We start from the raw sequence: 15,730 nt of genomic DNA on the forward strand, positions 1-15,730 counted from the left end.
GGATTCGCGGAAGGGGCATCCTGCCCCTGCCGCGAACGGCGCACATCCATGTGCGCCGCCCTTCGGGTTTTTCCCCGGTCCATCCGCCGCTGCGGAAGGGAACCCGGTAAAAGCAACAGCAGAAGCAACAGCAAAGCAGAGCAAAGCAGAAGCAGAGCAGAAGCAGAGCAGAGGCAGAGCAGAGGCAGAGCAGAGGCAGAGCAGAGGCAGAGCAGAGGCAGAGCAGAGGCAGAGCAGAGGCAGAGCAAAAGCAGGTGGCAACCGGGATCTGTTTAGCGTTTCAGATGCGTGTGCCGAAGTCCCGGTGGTTGTTCGCCCTGGCGCGCAATGGCGTCACAGCGATACGTGGTGATGGCAAGCGCGATCGCGATGGAAGCTGTCGCATGCATCGGCGGTGCGCATTGCAGCGCAGGCGCCAGCGCGCCCAGATCACCCGCGCGGCGGCAGCAGTTCCAGGCCGCGGATCTCGCGGATGCCCAGGCCCGGCGCGTCGGTGATCGTGATCTGCGAGTCGTTGAACAGCACTCCGCCCTGCACCGGGTCGAACAGGCCCAGCGACGGGCCGTCCAGGTCCACCTTGGTGATGACCTCCGCCTTGGCCACCGCCAGGTGCACCGCCGCCGCCACGCTGATGCTCGACTCGAGCATGCAGCCGATCATGCACTCCACCCCGTACAGCGCGGCGATGTCGGCGATGCGGATCGCGTTGGACAGGCCGCCGGTCTTCATCAGCTTGATGTTGACGATGTCCGCGGCGCGGCGCTGGATCAGGTCGAACACCTGCGCCGGCCCGAACACGCTCTCGTCCGCCATCACCGGCGTGTTCACGCGCTCGGTCACGTACTTCAGCCCGTCGATGTCCCAGGCCTTGACCGGTTGCTCCAGCAGCTCCAGCGCCACGCCGGCGTCTTCCAGCGCACGCATCGCGTACACCGCCTGTTTCGGCGTCCAGCCCTGGTTGGCGTCCAGTCGCAGCGAGGCGCGGCCTGCGACCGCGGTGTGGATCGCCTTGACCCGCGCGATGTCCACGTCGATGTCCTTGCCGACCTTGATCTTCAGCGCCGCGAAGCCGCGCGCGAGCGCCGACAGCGCATCGGCCACCATCTTGTCGATGGCGTCCACGCTGATGGTGATGTCGGTGGTGATGGCCGGCGTGCCGCCGCCGAGCATCCTGTACAGCGGCGCGCCGTACAGCTGCGCCCACAGGTCGTAGACCGCGATCTCCACCGCGGCCTTGGCGCTGCTGTTGCGCTCCAGCGCGCCCTGGATCCGCCCGGTGATCCGGTTGAGGTCGGCCACGTCCTCGCCGATCAGGCGCGGTGTGATGAAGCGGTCGATCGCCGCGATGATCGAACCGTGGGTGTCGCCGGTGATCGGCGCGGTGGCCGGCGCTTCGCCATAGCCGATGTGGCCGCTGTCGGTATGCACCAGCACCACCACGTCTTCGACCGTCTCCACGGTCCGCAACGCGGTCTTGAACGGGGTCTTCAACGGCACGCGCAGCATGCCCAGTTGGATGTCGGTGATCTTCATTCGATAGATAACGGGCGGACGCGTTGGATGCGGGTGATGCGGTCGATGAAGGGCGTGCCGTCGCCCAGCAGCATCGGCTCCAGCGGCGTCACCGAGACGCCGTTGAGGCGCACGCGCTGCAACTGTCCGGACGCGTCGCGGTAGCCGGCGCCGGCCACGTCGTGGATCACCCAGGTGTGGCCGCGGTCGTGGCCGATCACCATCATCACGTGGCCGGGGATGTACACCAGATCGCCGGCCTGCAGTCGCGCCAGCGTTCGCTGCCGTTGCGCCAGCGGCGCGGCAGCGACGTAGGGCACGCTGGCGAGAGTAGGGCTGCGCGCCTGGTCGCCGGTATTGCGCGGCAACGCGATGCCCAGGCTGCGGTAGATGTCGGAGACGAAGCCGCTGCAGTCGCGCGCGTCGTAGTCGTTGCCCCAGCCGTAGCGTTCGCCGAGGAACTTGAAGGCCTGCCGCAGCAGGTTGCGTTGCGTCGCCGCCAGCGGCGCGGCGGCGACGTCGGCACCGCGCGGCACCAGCGCGGGCGCCAGCCGCAGTCGGCCATCGTCGTCGCGCAAGGGCAGTTGCACCACGTAGGCGGCCAGCGGCGACTGGCCGTTGACCGCCTGTTGCGCCGGCCAGTCCTGCAGCAGCGGCAGGCTGCTGCCCATGTCCAGCGACAGGTGCGACGCCGCGGGCAATTCCGGGGTGAAGGCGGTCAGCGCGCGCGCGCCGGTTACCACCAGCCGGGGCGTGCGCTGCGCGTAGTCCAGCACCGTGGCGCGATCGCCTTCGGCCACGCGTTCGCGCGCGATCCACGCCGCGTAGTTCGGCGCCAGCACGAACAGCCACTGGCCGTCGCGGCTGGCATGCAGGATCGCCACCGCGGTGCCGGGATACAGCGCCGATTCCTGGAAGCGATCGATGTCGTGGTCGTCGCGGGTGCTGAAAACGCGTTGCCGGGTCGGGAAGGTACGCAGATCGGCGCGGCGCACCACCAGCGCGTAGCGCGGCGCGACCTGCGCGGGAATCGCATCCAGGGCGAGCGCCGATTGCAGGGCGGCCAGCTGCGCGGCGTCGAGTGCGGCGCCGTGCGCGTCGTAGAGCGTGCGCGTCGGCGGTGCCGACAGCGCCAGTACTTGCGCGCGCACCTGCGCTGCGCTGTAGCGCTCGGGCAGCGCCTGCAGGTCGTGCATCGAGGCATCGTGGCGCAGCAGGTGCGCGTTGAAGGCCTGCACCTGCGCCGCGTCGAGCAGCGGGCGCGGCGCATCGGGCAACCGCGCGATCCAGTACTCCGCCTGCAGTTGGCTGGCCTGCAACTGGAACGGCGCCTCGCTGGCGACGCTGGCCGCGGCGATGGGCGCGCTGAATGCGGCGGCCAGTAACAGGCACAGGCCACGCATCGTATTCATCGGACCCCGGGCGGTGGAAAGAATGCCGGACCGCTGCGCGCCGGCTTCCGAATAGTCTTTTCCTCGATGGGGCTTGTCAAGAATGCGCGATTGACATGCGATTTCGCAGCGTGCTACACCCGAAACGCAGGGGCGAGGAAGCGGAGGCGACAGGCGCCGTTCCCGTCAGCAGCGAGGCGCTGGCCTGGGGATCACGGGCGTACGTCGCAGGGGGCGCTGTTGGGCATCCGCACCTGGGGAAAGTAGCGAGTACAGAGAACGGCGCCGTGCTACGGCCGTGCGCCATGTTGTCCGCGTGGGTGCCCAGGGAAGGCGGCCGGCTGCCGGCCTGCGTCGACTTGGGGCGCCGTTGTCAGCGTCCGTCGTCGATTGCAGGAGAGAGCCGCATGCCCATCCGAGTCCAGCATTCCCGTTGCCACGTCCGACCGTCCCGCCTCGCGCTCGCGCTGCTGGCCGGATGCGCATTGCCGCCGCTCGCCGCGGCGCAGGACACCGCCGTCGCCACGCGCGACCTGGACAAGGTCACCGTCACCGGTTCGCGCATCGCGCGCTCGCAGGTGGAAGGGCCGGCGCCGGTGACCGTCATCACCGCGCAGGACATCCAGAAGCAGGGCTTCAGCACGGTGTGGGAATCGCTCGGCACGCTGACCCAGTTCAGCGGCAGCGCCTTCAACGAAAGCGACCAGACCGGCAGTTCGCCCAACGGCCAGTACCTCAACCTGCGCGGCCTGGGGCCCGGCTACCAGTTGATCCTGCTCAACGGCAAGCGCATGGCCGACTACCCGCAGTCCTACAACGCCAACGGCACCGCGGTCAGCCTGGGCAGCATTCCGGCGGCGGCGGTGGAGCGCATCGAGGTGATGAGCGGCGGCGCCTCGGCGATCTACGGTTCCGACGCGGTGGCCGGCGTGGTCAACATCATCACCAAGCGCGATTTCAGCGGCGACACGCTGCGCCTGCGCGGCGGCACCACCACGCGCGGCGGCGGCGACAGCGGCCAGCTGCAATGGAGCGGCGGGCGTACCGGCGATCGCTGGAGCCTGACCTACGCGTTCGAACGCCTGGACCGCGAAGCCATCGTCGCCAGCCAGCGCGACTTCCTGGATTCGTACGACGACCACCCCGGCAACAAGGCCGATCCGTCCAGCCCCAATGCCTCGATTTCCGGCGTCTACCTGCGTCGCGGCAATACCTATCTGTGGCCCAGCGGCGGCGCGCTGTCCACGTCGGCCGGGGCGCTGGACGCGGCGTGTGCGGCGACCAACCCGGCATTCAGGCCGTACAAGACCGCCGACAGCCTGGCCGCGGCCAACCGCTGCGGTGCGTTCGGCTACTACGAAGGCCGCTCGGTGCAGAACGGCTACGGCAAGACGTCCGCGTATCTGTCCGGCAGTTTCGATTTCAGCGAAGAAGTCACCGGCTATGCGCAGGTGCTGGCCAACCGCTCCAAGGACGAAAGCTCCAGCCAGACCCACTACTACATCGGCGAAGGCGCGTTCACCGTCTACGATCCGGACCTGGGCCTGGTCACCGCGCAGCGCATCTTCCTGCCCTCGGAAGTGGGCGGCATCAAGAACATCGAGTACGACGAGAAATCCTGGAACCTCAACGCCGGCGTGCGCGGCAAGCTGTTCGACGGCCGCTTCGACTGGGACGCGAGCGTGTCGATGTCGCGCTACGACATCACCACGCGGCGCCCGCGCTTCCTCACCAACGCGGTGCGCGATTACTACATGGGGCCGCTGCTCGGCTATCGGCCCGACGGCACCGAGATCCGCGAGTTCTACGCCGACAAACTGTTTGCGCCGGGCAGCGCGGCGTTGTACGACCAGCTCACCACCGAGGTGGTGAGCCGCGGCGAATCCAGCACCGACCAGGCCCAGTTCGTGTTCAGCGGCGACCTGTTCGCCCTGCCGGCCGGCATGGTGCAGATCGCCACCGTGCTGGAGGCGGCGCGGCAGAAGTACGACCTCGCGCCGGATCCGCGCACCACCGTGGACTACACCGGCAGCGAACGCATCTACAACCTGACCCAGACCCCGGGCGGCGGCCCGCGCGACCGCTACGCCGCAGGTCTGGAACTGCGCGTGCCGATCTTCCGCCGGCTCAGCGCGACGCTGGCCGCGCGCTACGACAAGTACGACGACATCACCGCGGTCGACGATGCCGCGACCTGGCAGGCGGGATTGGAGTGGCGGCCGTTCGACAGCCTGCTGCTGCGCGGCAGCCACGCCACCAGTTTCCGCGCGCCGGACCTGCTGTGGATCTACGCCGGCACCAGCGCCAACAATCCCACCGTCACCGACGAATACCTGTGCCGCCGCGACGGCCTGGATCCGCTGTCCGATGCCTGTTCGGCCGCGCACGAATACCAGACCTTTTCCACCCAGTCGTCCAATCCGCTGCTGGAAGAAGAGAAGGGCAAGTCGACCACGCTGGGTTTCGTGTGGGACGTGCTGCCGACCCTGTCGCTGAGCGCGGACTACTACCGCATCGAACTGGAAGGCCGGGTCGAGTCGATTTCCAGCGAGACCCTGCTGGAGAACAACGCCAACTGCCTGCTCGGCAGCGACCGCGCCGGCAATGCGGTCGATACCGCATCGGCGGCTTGCCAGTTCTACATCCAGTCGGTGACCCGCAGCCCGGGTACCGACCTCACCGCCGAAGGCCAGATCACCGCGTTCGAGACCTTCCCGATCAACCAGTCGCTGATGCGGACCGACGGCGTGGACGCCAACCTGCGCTACAGCTTCGACCTCGGCGACTGGGGTGCGTTCGGGTTGCAGGCCGGCTATACCCGCGTGCTGAAGATGGAAGTGGCGCAGTTCGCCGGGGCCAGGCCGGTGGACGTGATGAACGACGTCGACTACCTGGCGTTCCGCACCCGCGCCAACTGGCGTGCGAACTGGAGCGTCGGCGACTGGTCGACCAGCCTGTACGGCTACCGCTACGGCTCGCGTCCCAACTACGCCGAGAGCGGACGCGTGGCGCCGTACGTGATCTGGAACGCGGACATCGCCAAGCGGATCACCGACAAGGCCACGCTCGGCATCAGCGTGCTCAACGTGTTCGACAAGATCCATCCGCGCGACGACACCTACACCGCCTGGCCGTACTTCCCGCGCGTGTACAGTGCGATCGGGCGGCAGTTGTACGCCAATTTCACCTACACCTTTTGAGGGCGCGCGTGCGAGGCGACGCTGCCACGCTGGAGTCGACGAGACCGGGGACGCCATCGCGCAGCATTGCAAGCGCGGGACGCCTGCGCAGCGCGTTGCTCGCGGTCTGCCTGGTGTTGCCGGCGTTGGCGGCGGCCGCGCCTGGCGCTGCGGACGCGCCGCCGCCGCGCGCCGAGCTCGACCGCCTGTTCGAACAGGCCATGACCCGCTACCGGCTGCCGGGGTTGGCAGTCGGCGTGATCGACAACGGCGAAGTGGTCTACACGCGCAGCGCCGGCGAGCTGCGTGCCGGCAGCGGCGAGCGCATCGATGGCGCGACGCTGTTCAAGATCGCCTCCAACAGCAAGGCGATGACCACCGCATTGCTGGCGCGGCTGGTCGATGCCGGCAAGCTGCGCTGGGACGATCCGGTGACCCGGTATGTGCCGGAATTCCGCATGTACGATCCGTGGGTCACGCGCAACATCCAGGTGCGCGACCTGCTGATCCACAACAGCGGCCTGGGCCTGGGCGCCGGCGATCTGATGCTGTGGCCGGAACCCAACGCGTTCGGCCGCGCCGACATCATCGCCGGGCTGGCCTACCTGAAGCCGACCCACAGCTTCCGCGCGCACTACGCCTACGACAACCTGCTGTACGTGGTCGCGGGCGAAGTGGCCGCGCGCGCCGGCGGCAAGCCCTACGAGCAACTGCTGCGCGAGCAGGTGTTCGCGCCGCTGGGCATGCGCCGCTGCCAGGTCGGCGCCTGGGAGCGCGACGCGGTCGGCAACGTCGCCCAGCCGCATATGCGCCAGGGCGAGGCCAACGTCGTGGTGCGCGCGGACCCGGCGCGGATCGCGGATACGCCGTCGATGGCGGCTGGCGGCGTGCGCTGCAGTCTCGACGACATGCTGACCTGGATGCGCGCCTGGCTGTCGCCCGACACCGGCACTGCGCCCTGGCTGTCGCCGGCGCAGCGCCAGGCGTTGTGGACGCTGCACACGCCGATGCCGATCTCGGCGCAGATGCGCGACTGGGACGGCACGCGCCTGTACGGCTATGGCTACGGCTGGCGCCTGTCCGACGTGGACGGGCAGTGGCAGGTCGCGCACACCGGCACCCTGATGGGCATGTATTCGGCGCTGGTGCTGCTGCCGGATCGGCGCAGCGGCTTCGTCATCCTCAGCAACGGCGAGGGCGGCGAGATGCGGACCGTGTTGGGCGAGGCGCTGCTCAAGCAGTTCACCCGTCCCGGCGAGCGTGCGCTGGATGTCGTGCACTACGCCACGTTGCTCGAACGCGCGCGTGCGCAGGCCGACAAGGCGGCGCCTGCCGCAGTGGATACGTCTGCGCGCACACCGGTCGCCAGCGCCGCCTCGCGCGATCGGCAAGGCGTGTGGCGCGATCCGTGGTTCGGCGAGGTCGTGCTCTGCCCGCAGCAGGGACTGCTGCGCTTCCAGGCGCGCAAGTCGCCGCTGCTGCGCGGCCGGGTCATGCAGGCCGGCGCGCGCTGGCTGGTGGACTGGGACGACGCCAGCGTCGATGCCGAGCCGTGGCTGGACTTCGCTGTCGGTGCCGACGGCGTGCAACGGATGCAACTGGCGCATGTCGATCCGAACGCGGATTTCAGCTACGACTATGCCGACCTGGCGTTCGTGCGGGTGGGATCCTGTCCTGATCTTGTGGGAGGGACTTCAGTCCCGACGCTTTAGCGGTAAGGCCCGTCGGGACTGAAGTCCCTCCCACAACAAGCATCTCGTTCACCAAATTTCCAGATACTGCTATTGCTTGCGCTTGCCGCTCACTGTCAGATGCCCCGGAATCTTCTCCATGACCCGACGCTTCCCCCCTCCCGCATCGCCCCGCATCCGCTGGCTGGCACCGCTGGCGCTGGTCGCCCTGCTCGGCGCCTGCGCGCACGCGCCGCAGCGCAATCCGCTGGCCGAGTGGGTGCCGTCGCCGAACCAGGATCTGCGCCGGCCGATCCTGATCGTGATCCATTACACCGACCAGGACTCGGTGCAGCGCAGCCTGGACACGCTGCGTTCGCACAACAGCAAGGGCAAGGTCAGCGCGCATTACCTGATCGGTCGCGACGGCAAGCGCTACCAGCTGGTCAGCGACGAGCGCCGCGCCTGGCATGGCGGCGCCGGGCGCTGGGGCACGATCACCGACATCAATTCCGCCTCGATCGGCATCGAACTGGACAACGACGGCAAGACCCCGTTCGCCGCCGCGCAGATCGACAGCCTGCTGCTGTTGCTGGAGGACCTGTGCACGCGCCTGCGCATCCCGCGCACGCAGGTGGTCGGTCACGAGGACTTCGCACCCACGCGCAAGGTCGATCCGGGTCCGCTGTTTCCGTGGAAGCGCCTCGCCGACGCCGGTTTCGGCCGTTGGCCCGCCGCGGACACGCCCGCGGCGCCGCCCGGCTTCGACCCATGGCAGGCACTGGCGTTGATCGGCTATCCGATCGACGACCGCGCGGCCACGCTGCGCGCCTTCCACCACCATTACCGCGGCAACGACGCCACCGCGTTCGATGCCGAGGACCTGCGCATTCTCCATGCACTGACCCAGCCGGCGCAGGCGCGATCGCAGCCGCAGCCGACCCCGGCGCAGGAACAGGACGTGCCGTAGCGTTGCCGGGTCGTCCGGCACTGCATGCAGGCGACCACGCCTGTGGCGCCGCGCCGACCTGGCGCGGCATCCATTGGAGCCAACGCGTTCTTGGTAGCATGAGCGCGCCAAGAACTCCAAAGGACGCAGTGATGAGGCTCGCAAAGACAGCCCTGTGGGCGGCAACGCTCCTGTTGATCGGCGGTTGCACGGACAAGCACGCCGACCCCGCGCCGGCAGGCACGCAGGCGCAACCCGCGGCGACCGCTGCCGCCGCGCCTGCACCCGCGTCCGCGGCCGCACAACCCGAGCCGGTCGGCGTCGAGGTGCCGGCGCCCGGGCAGGTGCTCGCCGATATCTATGGCATGAAGGGCGACGGCTCGGCGTCCTACACGATCGACAACAACGCCCTGGCCAGCTTCTGGTACGGCTATCGCTTCGACCTCGGCGGCAAGCACTACTACACCGGCTTCGCCAATGCGGGTCCGGAGAAGTACGGCAAGTCGGAGGAAGAGAACACCCCGGATCCCGCCGTCGGCGTGAGCATCAGCCAGGCCACCTATGTGCTCGACAGCACCGACGGCAAGCCGACCTGGACGCTGTTCCATGCCCAGCAATGGGCCGGCGATTTCGGCAGCAACGAGAAGGCCGATACGCTGGACCAGAAGCGCAAGCCGCAGAGCACCGAGACCAAGGACGGCCACCTGCTGCTGGCGCTGCCGACCACGCACTTCGCCGACGGCATCACCAGCTCGGGGTTCGCCGTGTTCACCTTCGACCCCAACAAGAACGACCTGGGCGACTACAAGGGCTGGGTCTACCTGGGCACCGTGGCCACCGGCGAAGACAACGGCGCGGCCTGCGACGATCAGGGCACCATGAAGTGCGCGTCCAGCACCGGCACGCTGAGCTTCGAACCCGGCACCGGGCCGCTGCCGGGCCTGCGCGTGGCCATGAGCGGCACCGCCATCGCCGGCCCCGGCAAGGTCCGCACGCTCGGCCCCGCCGACGTGGCGACCTATACCTACGATCAGGCCAAGGGCAAGTACACGCCGCCGCTGGATCGCTGAACACCCGCCGACCGGCCCGCGCCGCGGCCGGTCGGAGGCAGGCGCGGAGGGGCGCTGCCCGCTGGTAGCCGGCAATGGAACTGGGTAAGATGCCGGCACGGGGCCTGATGATCAGGCGAGTCATTCGCGAGCGGCAATGGATGCTGCACTCGCCCGAAATGCCGGAGTGGATCGCCGGCTTGCGGTTCGCCATGCGCGAACGCCATCACCGCCCCTGCTTTGGGGCCGGATTGCAATCCACCGTTCTCTGTCCGAAGCCGCGCCTGCGAGGAGTTCTTCGTCCGCGTAGGTCGCGCTGTGTCTGCGATGCGCAAGATGGCGGCATCCGGATACGGCGGCGTGGCGTGTCGGGATTTTCAGGAGTGTTTTTCGGCTTCTTCAACGAATACAGGATGTTCTGCACATGTCCAATGACAACAAGCTCGCCGTCGCGACCGAAGCGCCGCCCTATCCGGGCAGCGTGCTGTATCTGATCTACGGGATCGACGGCGATGGCGCCCTCTCGTACGAGATCGACAACGGCGCCGTGGCCAGCTTCTGGCACGGTCAGCACTTCGATCTGGACGGCAAGCACTACTACACCGGCTTCGCCTATGCCACGCCGAACAAGTACGGCAACGACGACACCGAGACCTTTCCGGATCCGGGCGAAGGCGTGTCGATCAGCCAGGCCACGTTCCTGCTGACCGCGCCCGGCAGCGAGCGGCCGTGGATGCTGTGGCATGCGCAGCAGTACGTCGGCAGCTTCGGCGGCTACGAGCGCGCCGATGCGCTCGACGAGACGCGCAAGCCGCAGCAGCACGTCCTGGACAATGGCCACTTGCTGCTGGCGGTGCCGACCTCGAGCTTCGGCAATGGCGTCACCAGCGCCAGCTTCGCGTTGTTCACGTTCGATCCGGACAAGAACGACCTGGGCGACTACCGGGGCTGGGTATACCTGGGAACGGTCGCCGCCGGCGAGGACAACGAAGCCAGCAGCGACGAAGAAGGCGTCGTCCCGCATGTCTCCAGCGTCGGCACGCTGAGCTTCGAGACGGTACCGGGCGAACCCATGCCTGCTCTGCGCGTGGCGCTGAGCGGCACCGCGATCGCAGGTCCCGGCAGGGCGCACATGCTCGATGCATCCGACGCGGTGGTCTATGCGTACGACCAGGCGAGCGGACAGTACCTGCCGAAAGATGGCCCATGAATCCGCCGGCGCGCCGATCCGCCGATCGGCGCACCGGCAGCAGCAAGAACGCATTCCCCGCAGTACCCGAATTGTTTTGTTGACCGCGCACTAACAAGCTCACGGACGAGCTCGGTTGACCTTGTCGGCGCACGCCGCCGTATATCAACCTCAAGGAGTAACACGAGATGGCACGCGATTACACGAAGGCCGAGAACCTCGACATCATCGAGCGTGAGGCCAAGGAACGCCACATTCCGGTCGACGATTTCATGCGTTTCGCCTATATCGAAACCGGCGGCAAGTTCAACGAGCAAGCCAGCCGCGGCCCGAACAGCGCCAAGGGCCTGTTCCAGTTCACCCCCGGCACCGCAGCGGCCTACGGCATCAGCGGCCGCGAACTGGATGCAGTGGCCAATACCGACGCCGCGGCGCGCCTGTACCAGGACAACCAGCATTCGCTGACCCGGCAGCACGACAAGGACCACCGTCCGTACCTGTCCGGCAAGCCGCAGCCCGATGGCCTGGACATGTACATGGCGCACCAGCAGGGCGCCGGCGGCTACCGCTCGATCCAGGCCGCGGTCGCCACCGGCAGCTTCGCGCGCGAAGACACGCGTCCGAACATCCTCAACAACGTACCGCGCGAAAAGGATGCGGCCGGGGCCAGGCAGTTCGAGGCCTACACCGGATCTTCGCTGGCCGAGTTCAAGAAGATGTCCGACCAGGACATGGCCAAGACGTTCCTGAAGTACTGGGACACCAAGTTCGACCACATCGCGATCCCGGAAAAGGGCATCAAGCCGGTCACCGAGGGCCAGGCCCAGGCCACTCCGGCCCAGCACGCCGAGCAGCGCGCGCAGGCGCCGCAGGCTGCCGCGCAGGCCACGCCCGCCGCCGCCAAACAGCAGGGCGAGCATGCCGGCATCCAGCTCACCGCCGCGCACGCGATGGGCATCAAGTACGACGACGTGCAGTACGCGATCAATATCAAGGGCCACAAGCTTTACCACCCCGGCGTGGACGGCAAGCACCTGGAGCAGGGTTACATCGATTGCTCAGGCTGGGTGTCCGAGCTGCAGAACGCCACGATGCGGGAAATCAACCAGAAGGCCGGCCATACCGTGTTCGGCCGTCAGGACATGCTGTCGCAAGGCATGAACGGTTCCGGCGGCATCGTCAAGAAGGCCTTCGACAGTTCCGGCGTGCTGCTGCAGGGCCAGGACGTGTTCAAGCCTGGCGCGCTGAAGGAAGGCATGGTCATTGGTGTGGATGCCAGCCAGAAGTCAGGGCATGACCACTGGAAGGGCATCGACCACATCCTGATGGTGGTGCGCGATCCCAAGAACGGCGAACTGCTGGTCAGCCAGTCCAGCGGCAGCAAGGGCGTCAACACCATGCCGTTGGACGACTATCTGGCCGGCCACAAGAACGCCAAGCTGTTCGCGTCCGATCCGCTGGCCAAGGCACGCGACCTGCTGCAGGACAGGCAGCAGACGCAGTCGCAGACGCACGGCCAAGGCCATGACGCGCGCACCTCGCTGAAGCCGGGCGAGCAGGGCCCCGACGTGAAGGCGATGCAGCAGAGCCTGATCGAACTCGGCATCAAGGACAACAGCGGCAAGTTGCTGACCGGCACCGGCTACTACGGCGACAAGACCAAGGAAGTGGTGGCCAACCTGCAGCGCGAGAAGGGCATCGAGCCGACCGGCATCGCCGACAAGCTCACCCTCGATGCGCTGAGCAAGCTGCAGACGCAGGGCAAGACCGACGCCAAGCTCAACCCGGCCGCCGCCGAGGCGCAGCGTGCCGACAATCCGCTGTTCACCCAGGCTCTGGAGAAGCTGCAGAAACAGGGCCCGAACGGCGGGTTCAATAGCCGCGAGGAAATGCAGCGCGCGGCCGGGCAGGTGGCGTTCGAAGCCAAGGTCGGCGGCATGTCGCGCATCGACGACGTGGTCCACAGCACCGACGGCAAGGGCCTGATCGCGGTGGAGCGCAACCCGAACAACCCGCACGACGTGAACCGCGCCTACGTGGACAAGCAACATGCCGCGACGGTGCCGCTGGAACAGAGCCAGCAGCAGCTGGTAGCGGAAACCCAGCGGCAGGCGCAGGAGCAGAGCCAGGATCAGCGCACCCAGACGCAGTCGCAGACACCGACGCGCTGATGCCTGTCGCCAGCATCGGCTGCCGCCGGCGGGCGTGTCGGATGGCAGCCGATGCCGGTTCGGTCATCGATCGGACTGGCGTCCACGCGCGTTCGGAACTGCATGGCGTTCCTGCTGGGCGGCGCACGCGGCATCGAGCCGGTGCCGCGTGCGAAGCCCTCGATCGTGCCCGTGAAGTGGACGTTGCCGATGCAAGTCGCTTGCGGCTCGTCGAGACGTTGTCGGCAGACTGTCTGCGTTGTTTGAACGGCCGTGTAGCGGTGTCGTGGCAATCCGGCGATCCGATGGACACGGTTTCGACGATCGTTTAGAACTGCCCTCCCTTACACGCATCACCACAAGGCGAATTCCAACAGTGGCCATCGTCAAGGTTCTTCCCCTTTCCTGCCTGCTCGCGCTCTGCGGTCTGACCGCAGCATGCAACGGCGGGTCTTCCGCGCCGGCGCCGGCTGCGGCATCCGCCGCGCCAGCGCCAGCGCCAGCATCGGCACCGCCCGCGAGCGATGCGCCTGCGGCGAATCCGCAAGCGCCGAGCGCGCCGTCCACCCAGGCGGATGCCGCCGCCGCACCATCGAAACCTTCAGGAGAAAACGTCGTGCTGCGACCTTCCTATGACGCCTGCATCAGCGCCGCCGCAGGCGTGACCCCGACGATGCAGGACTGCATCGACACCGAATACGCGTACCAGGATGGCCGCCTGAACACGGTCTACAAGGCGCTGATGGCCAAGCTGGGCGACGCGGAAAAGAACGCGCTGCGCGAGCAGCAGCGCAAGTGGATCGCCGATCGCGACGAGAAGTGTTTCTACGATCCCGACAGCGGGCAGGCGGGGCGCGTGGATGCCGCCGAGTGCCGTCTCGACATGACCGCCAAGCGCGCGGACGAACTGGAAGCGCGCTGATTGCTGCAGTGGTTTTTGCGATGAACTTTTTTAGACAAGGAGATGGACGATGAGCGACAAGGATTGGGAACTGGGTCAGACCTCGAAGCATTACGAAACCGGCGGACGCGGCGCGAGCACGGTGTCCTCCGGCATCGACGATCCCGGCGGCGTGTCCTACGGTTCCTATCAGATGACCTCGCAGGTCAAGACCAAGGAAGGCACGGTCATCGTGGGCGGCACCGTCGCGGCCTTCGTGAAGGACAGCAAGTACGCCGACGACTTCGCCGGCCTGAAGCCCGGCTCGGTCGACTTCAGCGCGAAGTGGAAGGAGCTGGCCAGGACCGACGACAGCTTCGCGCAGGAACAGCACGACTACATCAAGCGCACGCACTACGACAAGCTGGTCGATCGGCTCAAGGACAAGGGCCTGGACCTGTCCGACCGCGGTCCGGCGGTGCAGGACGCGCTGTGGAGCACGGCGGTCCAGTACGGCCCCGGCAGCGACAAGAAGCCGGGCGGCTCGGGCGTGTTCCTGAAGGGGATGGAAGAGAAGTTCGGCAAGGACTACGACCTGTCCAAGCTCTCCGACAAGGACATCGTCGGCGCGGTGCAGGATTACAAGGCCGACCACGTCAAGGGGCTGTTCCCGCGGGTGGAGAAGCAGAAGACCCTGGATTCGCTGCAGAACCGCGCCGAGAACGAGAAGGCGGACCTGCTCAAGCTGGCCGACCAGGACAAGACGGTGACCCGGACCGGCGAGCAGCCGGCCAAGCATGAGCGCACCTCGCATGCGGACAAGGCGCATGGCGGCAATGGCCCGCATGCAGAAAACGGCGATGGCGTGCTCAAGCGCAACGAGCAGGGTGCTGCGGTGAAGGACATGCAGGAGAAGCTGTCCAAGCTCGGTTACCTGGACGCGAAGGACGCCATCGGCACCTACGGTCCGAAGACCGAAGCGGCGGTGGAGAAATTCCAGCAGGACAACCGGCTCAAGGGCGTGGACGGCAAGGCCGGCCCGGAGACGCTCGCCTCCATCGACAAGAGCCTGCAGCGGCAGCAGGGCGTGGACCAGTTGCGCCGCGACAATCCGATGTTCGACCAGGCGGTCAAGCAACTGGAGAAGCAGGGGCCGAACGGCGGCTTCGGCAGCCGCGAGGAGATGCAGCGCGCGGCCGGCCAGGTCGCGTTCGAGGCCAAGGTCAACGGCATGTCGCGCATCGACGACCTGGTGCACAGCACCGACGGCAAGGGCATGATCGCGGTGGAGCGCAACCCGAACAACCCGCACGACGTGAACCGCGCCTACGTGGACCGGCAGCAGGCCGCCACGGTGCCGCTGGAGCAGAGCCAGCAACAGCTGGCGGCCGAAACCCAGCGCCAGGCGCAGGTGCAGGAGCAGACCCAGGACCAGCAGCGCACCCAGGCGCAATCGGCACCGTCGCAAGGACGTTGAGGCCTATGGCGCCGGCGATTGTCGCCGGCGCCAACTGCGTTGCACCAGGCACCAGCTCGGGTTCACCGGGCTGGTGGCCAGTGTCTCTCGTGCAGCAGGGAGCCGCCGCGGCGCAGTCGCTTGTGGCTCGCACCGGCATTCGATTTCGCTTGTCCTGCCATGCAGCGCCGCGCATCGGAAGCTGCTGCATGTACGGGACATTTGCAGGAACGCTGCGCCAGCGTCTGCCTGGCTCGCGCAAGGACACAACGTTCGGGCGACATTGCTGACGCAAGCGGCAGCAA

At 67.5% G+C, this 15,730-nt stretch carries 10 protein-coding genes; 8 read left to right on the top strand and 2 right to left on the bottom strand.

Translation table 11 applies throughout. The features are described 5' to 3' along the window. Nucleotides 1-429: 429 nt before the first annotated feature. The gene (locus H9658_RS08975) at nt 430-1,533 is read right to left on the bottom strand and encodes a dipeptide epimerase (RefSeq protein ID WP_179567824.1); all 1,104 of its coding nucleotides are present in this window, start codon (nt 1,531-1,533) and stop codon (nt 430-432) included. After that, nucleotides 1,530-2,924 carry a C40 family peptidase gene (locus tag H9658_RS08980; protein WP_191825100.1) on the bottom strand — a complete coding sequence of 465 codons (1,395 nt, stop codon included), beginning with the start codon at nt 2,922-2,924 and terminating at the stop codon, nt 1,530-1,532. The genes H9658_RS08975 and H9658_RS08980 overlap by 4 nt, the downstream gene beginning before the upstream one ends. A 386-nt stretch (nt 2,925-3,310) precedes the next feature. Between H9658_RS08980 and H9658_RS08985 the strand changes: the two genes are divergently transcribed. The 8 genes from H9658_RS08985 (at nt 3,311) to H9658_RS09020 (ending at nt 15,446) form a co-directional block, all read left to right on the top strand. Further along, nucleotides 3,311-6,103 (top strand): TonB-dependent receptor plug domain-containing protein, encoded by a 2,793-nt coding sequence (locus H9658_RS08985; RefSeq protein WP_191825101.1) that lies wholly within the window; start codon nt 3,311-3,313, stop codon nt 6,101-6,103. 95 nt (nt 6,104-6,198) lie between these two features. Then, on the top strand, nt 6,199-7,794 hold the full coding sequence (locus H9658_RS08990; RefSeq protein WP_225209856.1) for a serine hydrolase: 1,596 nt from the start codon (nt 6,199-6,201) through the stop codon (nt 7,792-7,794). A gap of 118 nt (nt 7,795-7,912) precedes the next feature. Beyond that, nucleotides 7,913-8,722, top strand: coding sequence for an N-acetylmuramoyl-L-alanine amidase (locus tag H9658_RS08995; protein ID WP_191825102.1), 810 nt, complete (start codon nt 7,913-7,915; stop codon nt 8,720-8,722). 131 nt (nt 8,723-8,853) lie between these two features. Beyond that, nucleotides 8,854-9,771, top strand: coding sequence for a hypothetical protein (locus H9658_RS09000; protein WP_191825103.1), 918 nt, complete (start codon nt 8,854-8,856; stop codon nt 9,769-9,771). Between the two features lie 403 nt (nt 9,772-10,174). Beyond that, complete coding sequence (locus H9658_RS09005; protein WP_191825104.1) at nt 10,175-10,960, top strand: hypothetical protein; 786 nt, start codon at nt 10,175-10,177, stop codon at nt 10,958-10,960. Between the two features lie 167 nt (nt 10,961-11,127). After that, on the top strand, nt 11,128-13,110 hold the full coding sequence (locus H9658_RS09010; RefSeq protein WP_191825105.1) for a peptidoglycan-binding protein: 1,983 nt from the start codon (nt 11,128-11,130) through the stop codon (nt 13,108-13,110). A 355-nt stretch (nt 13,111-13,465) separates the two neighbouring features. Then, the gene (locus tag H9658_RS22900) at nt 13,466-14,011 is read left to right on the top strand and encodes a lysozyme inhibitor LprI family protein (RefSeq protein ID WP_318241261.1); all 546 of its coding nucleotides are present in this window, start codon (nt 13,466-13,468) and stop codon (nt 14,009-14,011) included. A 49-nt stretch (nt 14,012-14,060) separates the two neighbouring features. Then, nucleotides 14,061-15,446, top strand: coding sequence for a peptidoglycan-binding domain-containing protein (locus tag H9658_RS09020; protein ID WP_191825106.1), 1,386 nt, complete (start codon nt 14,061-14,063; stop codon nt 15,444-15,446). The last annotated feature ends 284 nt before the right edge of the window (nt 15,447-15,730 follow it).

This window comes from Xanthomonas bonasiae, assembly GCF_014836395.1.
Lineage (GTDB): Bacteria > Pseudomonadota > Gammaproteobacteria > Xanthomonadales > Xanthomonadaceae > Xanthomonas_A > Xanthomonas_A bonasiae.